The 7,320-nt window shown below is 73.1% G+C and carries 6 protein-coding genes; 2 read left to right on the forward strand and 4 right to left on the reverse strand.

Features of this window, described 5'->3' with window-relative positions; genetic code table 11:
• Positions 1-13: 13 nt before the first annotated feature.
• Positions 14-487 carry a flavin reductase family protein gene (locus AB8Z75_RS28045; protein WP_369206785.1) on the reverse strand — a complete coding sequence of 158 codons (474 nt, stop codon included), beginning with the start codon at positions 485-487 and terminating at the stop codon, positions 14-16.
• A 596-nt stretch (positions 488-1,083) separates the two neighbouring features.
• Here AB8Z75_RS28045 and cdgB point away from each other — a divergent pair.
• Both cdgB and AB8Z75_RS28055 read left to right on the forward strand, forming a co-directional pair.
• Positions 1,084-2,910: a diguanylate cyclase CdgB gene (gene cdgB, locus AB8Z75_RS28050; RefSeq protein WP_369206778.1), complete on the forward strand. Its 1,827-nt coding sequence runs from the start codon at positions 1,084-1,086 to the stop codon at positions 2,908-2,910.
• 93 nt (positions 2,911-3,003) lie between these two features.
• Positions 3,004-4,020: a hypothetical protein gene (locus AB8Z75_RS28055; RefSeq protein ID WP_369206780.1), complete on the forward strand. Its 1,017-nt coding sequence runs from the start codon at positions 3,004-3,006 to the stop codon at positions 4,018-4,020.
• Positions 4,021-4,087: 67 nt separating this feature from the next.
• On the opposite strand, the gene AB8Z75_RS28060 is transcribed toward AB8Z75_RS28055, so the two are convergent.
• The 3 genes from AB8Z75_RS28060 to AB8Z75_RS28070 all read right to left on the reverse strand — a co-directional run bounded on the left by AB8Z75_RS28060 (position 4,088) and on the right by AB8Z75_RS28070 (position 7,243).
• Positions 4,088-5,044, reverse strand: coding sequence for a 1-phosphofructokinase family hexose kinase (locus AB8Z75_RS28060; protein ID WP_369206782.1), 957 nt, complete (start codon positions 5,042-5,044; stop codon positions 4,088-4,090).
• A 133-nt stretch (positions 5,045-5,177) separates the two neighbouring features.
• Positions 5,178-6,326 carry an N-acetylglucosamine-6-phosphate deacetylase gene (nagA, locus tag AB8Z75_RS28065; protein ID WP_369206784.1) on the reverse strand — a complete coding sequence of 383 codons (1,149 nt, stop codon included), beginning with the start codon at positions 6,324-6,326 and terminating at the stop codon, positions 5,178-5,180.
• Entirely contained in the window at positions 6,323-7,243 is a 921-nt protein-coding gene (locus AB8Z75_RS28070) for an ROK family protein (RefSeq protein WP_369206787.1), read from the reverse strand. Before AB8Z75_RS28070 ends, nagA begins: the two co-directional genes overlap by 4 nt.
• Between the last annotated feature and the right edge of the window lie 77 nt (positions 7,244-7,320).

Genomic DNA, 7,320 nt, shown 5'->3' on the forward strand with positions numbered 1-7,320 from the left:
GCTCGGGTGGGGCTCAGCCCAGGGACCGGTACCGGCCGCTGTAGTACAACAGCGGCCCGCTCTCGCCGTGGGTGAGCCGGGTGGCCAGGACGCGGCCGATGACGAGGGTGTGGTCGCCGGCCGTCACCCGTTGTTCGGTGCGGCATTCGACGGCGGCGAGTGCGCCGTCGACGAGGGGGGCGCCGCTGGTGGTGCCCCGGGTGTGCGGGAGTTCCTGGAAGAGGAGCCGGTCGCTGAGCCGCGCCTTCATTGCGAAGCGACCGGCGGTCTTGGTCTGGGCGTCGGTGAGCAGACAGACCGCCCAGTGGTCCTGTCGGGAGAGCAGCTCGTCCATCCGTGACTCTTCGCGGAGGCTGACCAGTACCAGGGGTGGGTCGAGGGAGACGGACAGGAAAGCGGTGGCCGTCATGCCGACGTCCTCGCCGCGTGGCCCCTCTTCCGGGTCGTGCGCGGTGATCAGGGCCACTCCGGCCGCCAGGCGTGCCATCGCCGCGCGGAACTCCTCGTCGCTCACCCCCTCAGCATGGGGCATGGGGTGGGGCTGGGGCACGTGGGTCGTTTGCTGCTGCACTGCGTGGGACACGCTGGCTACGCTAACCAGCGGTTTTCCGGGTCCGCATCGGGCTCGGGGACCAGACGGGGCCTAGGACCGCCGTCTCGGGGCACGCGGTCAGGTGGGTCCGGGCGTCTCGGGGAGCACGAGTACGCGGCGTCGGTGGGCAGTTGGCCGGGTGTACGTTGCGCAGTCAACCAATTGCTTACTGTTGTGACTTGAGTCACAGAGGGCATTAATTGTTGACCCTGTGTACCGGGTGAACAGCTCGCTGTGATTCAGTGGCCGTGGCAGCCAAGGAACGCCTGTGCGCACCGTAGAGCGACCACGGACTCGACCGAGGCCCGACCGAGGCCCGGCCGAAGCTCGTCCGAAGTTCAGCCGAAGAGTTTCGGGAGAGCGGCGGAAGGGTGGCTGAAGGGCGAGGAAAGACCGACCGAAGAGCGCGCGGAGACACAGCGCGGTCAGCGAGGCGCACACGCGACGCCAAGAGCACGTGGAGTCGACGTACACGCCTCAGGGGGAGGGCTATGGAAACCGAGTCGGAGCCCTATGTCCGCCTCGCCAGTCTGCGTCAGTTGCACCACGTCGTGGCGCGGCTCAGCACCGCCCGTAGCCTTGCCGAGACTCTCCAGACGGTTGCCGACGGCGTGGTCGAGGGACTCGGCTTCGAGATCGCCGCGGTGAACCTGGTGCGGGCCGAGGGCGACCTGGTGGTCGCCGCCGTGGCGGGCAGTCCGGCGGCGGAGGCGATGATGGCGGGCCGTGTCGGCCCACGCGCCTCCTGGGAGCGCCGGCTGGCGATGGGCGAGCAGTGGGGAGCGCTCCGGTTCGTTCCGTACACCGAGGGCTGGGTGCTGGATGACGACGACGTCCCGCAGTGGCACTCCCCCTCTTCCGTGCGGGAGACGCCCGACGCCTGGCATCCCATGGACCGGCTCTTCGCGCCGCTGCGCGCCTCCGACGGGGAACTGCTCGGCGTCCTGTCCGTCGACAAGCCGCGCAACGGCCGCCGCCCCGGAGCGTGGGGCTGCGAGGCGCTCCAGATGTACGCCTCGCAGGCCGCCATCGCCATCAGCAACGCCCGGTTGCGCTCGAACATGCAGCGGGCCCTGGTGCGGCTGGAGCGCGAGCAGCAGGCGCTGCGCTCCAGCGAGGAGAGCTTCCGGCAGGCCTTCGAGTACGCGCCGAGCGGCATGGCCGTCGCGGAGATGGGCGGGGACGAGCACGGGCGGCTGCTGCGGATCAACGACGCGCTGTGCCGGCTGCTGGGCCGTCCGGCGTCCGCGATGCGCCGCTACTCCTTCTCCGATCTGGTCCATCCCGAGGACATCGGCACGCTGCTGAACACCTTCGCCGAGGGCGGCAGAGCGGAGCTGCGGTTGGCGCGGCGCGACGGCTCGTACGTGTGGGTCTCGCTGCGCAACTCCGTCGTCGCCGATGCCGCGGACGGTCCCCGCTACCTGCTCACCCACGTCGAGGACATCGAGGAGCGCAAGCGCCACGAGCTCCAGCTCGCGCACCGGGCCAGCCATGACGCGCTGACCGGCCTGCCCAACGGCGCCGAGTTGCGCGCCCGCCTCAGCAACAGGCTCTGCGCGTCGCCCGAGCGGACGGCGGGGTGGCACGGCCACGGCCCCACGGCCGTGCCGGCGGGAAGCCGCCCGGACGGATACGGCAACGGGAACGGGTACGGCGGCGGGAACGGATACGGGTACCGGTACGAGCCCGACTCGGGTTTCGAGCACGGTCACGTCAGTGGCGACGGTTTCTGGGATCTGGAGGGTCTGGGCGACGGGCTGGGCGGCCTGAACGCTCCGAGTGCTCCGCACGGGATATCCGGAGCCGGCAGCGGTTTCGGGGCCGACGGCGGATTCGGGGCAGGAAGCGGGCCGGGTGCCGCCCCGCCGGACCCCCACCACGTGCACACGGTGCCGCCGAAGGGCGACGGGCCCGGCGAGAAGGGGCTCGCCGTCCTCTTCTGTGATCTGGACGGTTTCAAGTCCATCAACGACCGGCACGGGCACCACTGCGGCGACGCCGTGCTCATCGAGGTCGCCCGCCGCCTCTCGGACGCCGTGCGGGACGACGACACGGTCGCCCGGCTGGGCGGCGACGAGTTCGTGGTGCTGGCCGACGGGCTCGGCCCCGCGGAGGCCCAGGATCTCGCCGTCCGGCTGAGGAACGCGATCATCCCCCCGATCCAGGTGGACGGCCGTTCGGTGCGGGTAGGTGCCAGTTTCGGCATCGGCTGGGCGGGCTGCGGAATGACGACCGAAGAGGTCCTGCAATCCGCTGACCAGCGGATGTATGTGGAGAAGCGGTCCCGCTCCAAAGGGCAGCGCAGGGCGGGCTAGCACACACCGGGCCGATCGGCCACGACCATGCCAACCGGTTCGCCCAAGAGAGGTAGGCTCGCCCGGATACCTGACGCAGTAGGGAGTGAAGGGATGACCGCCGAGAACCACGGCACGGGTGCCCCGTCGGAAGGGGGAGACGAGGACCCGTTCGCCTATCTGTACCGGCAGGAGGGCGGCGCGCAGCAGCCCGCCGCGTCCGGCCAGCAGCCCGGCGTCCCCCGCCGCTCCTTCAACCAGGTCCGTGCGGTCGGTGAGCGGCAGTACGGCTACGGCTACCCGCAGCAGCAGCGTTCGGGCTACGGCTACCCGCAGCAGCAGTCGGCTCCCCAGCAGCAGTACGGGTACGGCTATCCGCAGCAGCCCCCGCCGCCCGGCCACCAGCCCAGCCCGCACTACGCGGCTCCCGAGACGATGCCGGGCGGCCGGGCGGCGGCGCGGCAGCAGGGCGCTCCCGGTGGTCCGGGGCGCGGCAGGCGCAACCGCACGGGTCTGCTGGTGGGCGCGATAGCCGTGGTCGCCGCGGTGGTCATCGGGATCGGCGCCGCGATCGTCTTCAACGAGGACGACGCGGACGATCCGCAGGCCAAGGACCAGGGAAGCGCCCAGACGGACGATCCGCAGCAGGGGCAGGACGACGGCGGGGACGGCGAGAAGGAGAACAAGCCCTCGCCCAAGGCGCTGCCCAAGGAGGACGCGGCCAGCCTCACGCTCGACGGCAGTGCCACGGCCGCCAAGGACGTGCAGGGCGCCAAGGGCCGCGGCGGCACCTACGTGGGCGGTCTGAACCAGCCGGGCGCCTCGGCGACCTGGGATCTCAAGGACATCCCCGCTGCGGGCAAGTACACCCTCCACGTCCGCTACGGCGTGCCCGGCAAGGACGCGAACGCCACCCTGACCATCAACGGGAAGGCAGAGAGCCGTCCGCTGCGGATGAAGAACTTCTCCGGGGCGAAGGAGGGCGACTGGGAGCACGGCTGGCAGAACACCTGGTCGAACATCCAGCTCAAGAAGGGCCAGAACAGCATCAAGATCTCTTGCGAGGAAGGCAACAAATGCAACGCCAACCTCGACCAGGTCTGGCTGGAGAAGGGCTGGAACCAGGGCTGACCCGTCGGCCCCGCGGACAGGAGGGCCGGGCGACCCGGCTCTCCTGCCCGGTGCCCGCCCTACCGGGTCACGGCGTCTCGGAGCGGCGCACCCGCACCGACGGCAGCATCGTCGCGTACGTCGGCTCGTCGAACTCGCCTGCCACCGGTGAGCGGACCGTCGCCGCGGACAGGGCGACCGCGCGGGCCAGCCGGTCCGGCCAGGGGAGGCCCTCGGCGAGGCCCGAGAGGAGGCCGGCGACCGCCGAGTCACCCGCTCCCGTCGGGTTGCCCGCCAGCCGCTCGGGTACCGCCGCGCTCCAGGCGCCGTCCTGGGTGACCAGCAGCATGCCGTCCGCGCCCAGCGAGGCAGCGACCGCGTGGGCGCCGCGCCGCTGGGCGGCGCGGGCCGCGCGCAGCGGCTCCGCCGTGCCGGTGATCCCGGCGAGCTCCTCCGCGTTGGGTTTGACGATGTCCGGACGCGCCGCGAGCCCGCGGCGCAGCGGTTCGCCGCTGGTGTCGAGCAGCACGGGGATCCGCGCCGTGCGGGCCTCGCGTACCAGCGTCGCGTACGCGCCGACGGGGACGCCAGGCGGCAGGCTGCCGCACAGCGCGATCGCGCGGACCCCGCGGGCGAGCAGGTCGCGGTAGGCGGCGAGGAAGTCCTCCCACTCCTCGGGCGTGACGTGCGGGCCCGGCTCGTTGAGCTGGGTGGTGTCCCCGCTCGCCTCGTCGACGACGCCGACGGTGCGCCGGGTGCGTCCGGCGACGGGCACCAGCGCGTCGGTGACCGGCGCGGTGCCGTTCTCCTGCCCGGGAGCGGCGTCGGCTGCCAGGAGGCTGCGCAGCACGCGGCCCGTCTCGCCCCCGGCGAAGCCGGTGACGGCGGTCTCGAAGCCGAGCGCGGCGAGCACCCGTGCGACGTTGAGGCCCTTGCCGCCGGGGCGCTCGCTGACCTCCCGCACGCGGTGGGAGGCGTGCGGGACGAGGTGGGGCACGCGATAGGTCAGGTCGAGGGCGGCGTTGAGCGTGACGGTCAGGATCATCTGCTCGCACCACCCTCACCCGTCGGACAACGGCTCATGACACCAAACCCACGACGAAACGACACCGCGGCCGAAGCGACCGCGCGAGCGATCATGCCATTGGAACGGCCACCCGGCGACCCCCCGTGCCAGCTCAGCGGGTGTGTGGGGGCACCACCCAGGTGCCGTGACGCATGACGCCGGTCAGCTCGAACCGCTCGTCGAGCACCACCAGGTCGGCCAGCTTGCCCGGCTCCAGCGAGCCCACACGGTCGGCCACGCCCAGCAGCCGCGCCGGGTTGGCGGACAGCGCGGCGACCGCGTCGGCGACGGGCAGTCCGTCGACGGTGACCGCCCGCTGGAAGGCCCGGTCCAGGGTCAGTGTGGAGCCCGCGATCGAGTCGCCCTCGACCAGCCGGGCCACGCCCTCCCGGACCTCGACCTCCAGGTTGCCCAGCGGGTAGCGGCCGTCGCCCATGCCGGCCGCGCCCATGGCGTCGGTGATGAAGGCGACCCGGTCGGCGCCGGCGGCGCGGAACGCCAACTGGAGCGCGGCGGGGTGCAGGTGGATACCGTCGTTGATCAGTTCGACGGTGACGCGGGGGTCCTCCAGCAGCGCGGTCACCGGGCCGGGCGCGCGGTGGCCGAGCGGCGGCATGGCGTTGAACAGGTGGGTGGCCACCGTCGCGCCCGCGTCGATGGCCTCACGGGTGGACTCGTAGCTGCCGTCGGTGTGCCCGACGGCGGCGATGACGCCGCTGTCGGCCAGCAGCCGCACCGAGTCCAGGCCGCCCGGGCGCTCGGGAGCCAGCGTCATCATCACCGCGTGGCCGCGGGCGGCGTCCAGCAGCTTGCGCACGTCCCCGGGGTCGGGGTCGCGCAGCAGCGACTCCTCGTGGGCGCCGCGCCGGTTGCAGGCGATGAAGGGCCCCTCGAAGTGGATGCCGGCCAACTCGCCCTGCTCGGCCAGCTCGCTGAGGGATCCGGCCTGCCGGGACAGGTCGTCCAGGTCGCCGGTGACGGTGGAGGCGGCCATGGTGGTGGTGCCGTGTCTGCGGTGGGTGTCGATGACGGTCAGCGACTCCTCGTGGTCGCCTGCCGAGAAGGACGCGCCGCCGCCGCCGTGGACGTGCATGTCGACGAAACCGGGCACGACCCAGTGGCCGCCCAGGTCGGTCTCCTCGGCCTCGCCGGGGCTCGCGGCGTCCACCAGGTGGCGGCCCTCGACGGTCACCGTGCCGTCCTCGTGCACCCCGTCCGGCAGCACCACACGGGCGCCGGTCAGCACCGTTCGCTTGCTCATCGGCTCGCAACCTCCGCGGTCAGTAGGTCCCAGGCGAGGAGGCCCGCACCCAGGCAGCCGGCGGCGTCACCGAGCGCCGCGGGCACGATGGCCGGGAGTGGCTGGAAGGTGACCTTCTCGCGGACCGCCTCCCGGAGCGGAACGAAGAGGGTGTCGCCCGCCTCGGCGAGGCCACCGCCGATGATCAGTGTGCGCGGGTCGAGCAGGGTGAGGCCCGTGACCAGGCCGGTGGCGAGCGCGTCGATCGCCTCGGCCCACACCTGAGCCGCCCGCGGGTCGCCCGACGCGACGGCCTTGGCGGCGTCCGCCGCCGTCGCCTGAGGGTCTTCGCAGGCCTCGGCCCATGCCGCGCCGACCGCCGAGGCCGACGCGAGCCGCTCCAGGCAGCCGCGCTGCCCGCAGCCGCACGGGGGCCCGTCGGGGCGTACGACGATGTGCCCGATCTCCCCGGCGCTGCCGTGCGCCCCCGGCTCGACGGTCGTGCCGATGCCGATGGCTCCCGCGATGCCGGTGCCCAGCGGCACGAAGAGGTAGCGGTCCACGCCCTCGCCCGCGCCGATGCGCCCCTCCGCGAGCCCGCCGGTGCGCACGTCGTGTCCGAGCGCCACGGGGAGCGGCGGCAGTTCGGCGGCCCTGCCCCGGCCGAGGCGTTCGCTCAGCAGCGCGCGGAAGGGGACGTCGCGCCAGCCGAGGTTGGCGGAGAAGACGGCGACCCCCCGCTCGTCGTCGACGATGCCGGGGACCGCCACCCCGGCGGCGGACGGCTCGGTGCCGTACCGCTCCAGGCCCAGGGAGCGCAGTTCGGCGGCGAAATCGAGCACGCCTTCGACCACGGCCTCGGGGCCGCGCTCGCGGCCGGTCGCCCGCCGCGCCTCGTGCAGCAGCTCGTTGCCGGTGCCGACGAGGGCGGCCTTCATGCCCGTGCCGCCGACGTCGAGGGCGATGACGTACCGCGCGGCCGGCGTCGGGTGCGGGGGCCGCGTGGGGGGAGCGG

Source organism: Streptomyces sp. PU-14G (genome assembly GCF_041028275.1).
GTDB lineage: Bacteria > Actinomycetota > Actinomycetes > Streptomycetales > Streptomycetaceae > Streptomyces.

Coding starts and splice junctions, on each gene's coding strand:
- AB8Z75_RS28045 (WP_369206785.1), bottom strand. CDS start 487: ATGGCACGCCTGGCGGCCGGAGTGGCCCTGATCACCGCGCACGACCCG.
- cdgB (WP_369206778.1), top strand. CDS start 1,084: ATGGAAACCGAGTCGGAGCCCTATGTCCGCCTCGCCAGTCTGCGTCAG.
- AB8Z75_RS28055 (WP_369206780.1), top strand. CDS start 3,004: ATGACCGCCGAGAACCACGGCACGGGTGCCCCGTCGGAAGGGGGAGAC.
- AB8Z75_RS28060 (WP_369206782.1), bottom strand. CDS start 5,044: ATGATCCTGACCGTCACGCTCAACGCCGCCCTCGACCTGACCTATCGC.
- nagA (WP_369206784.1), bottom strand. CDS start 6,326: ATGAGCAAGCGAACGGTGCTGACCGGCGCCCGTGTGGTGCTGCCGGAC.
- AB8Z75_RS28070 (WP_369206787.1), bottom strand. CDS start 7,243: ATGAAGGCCGCCCTCGTCGGCACCGGCAACGAGCTGCTGCACGAGGCG.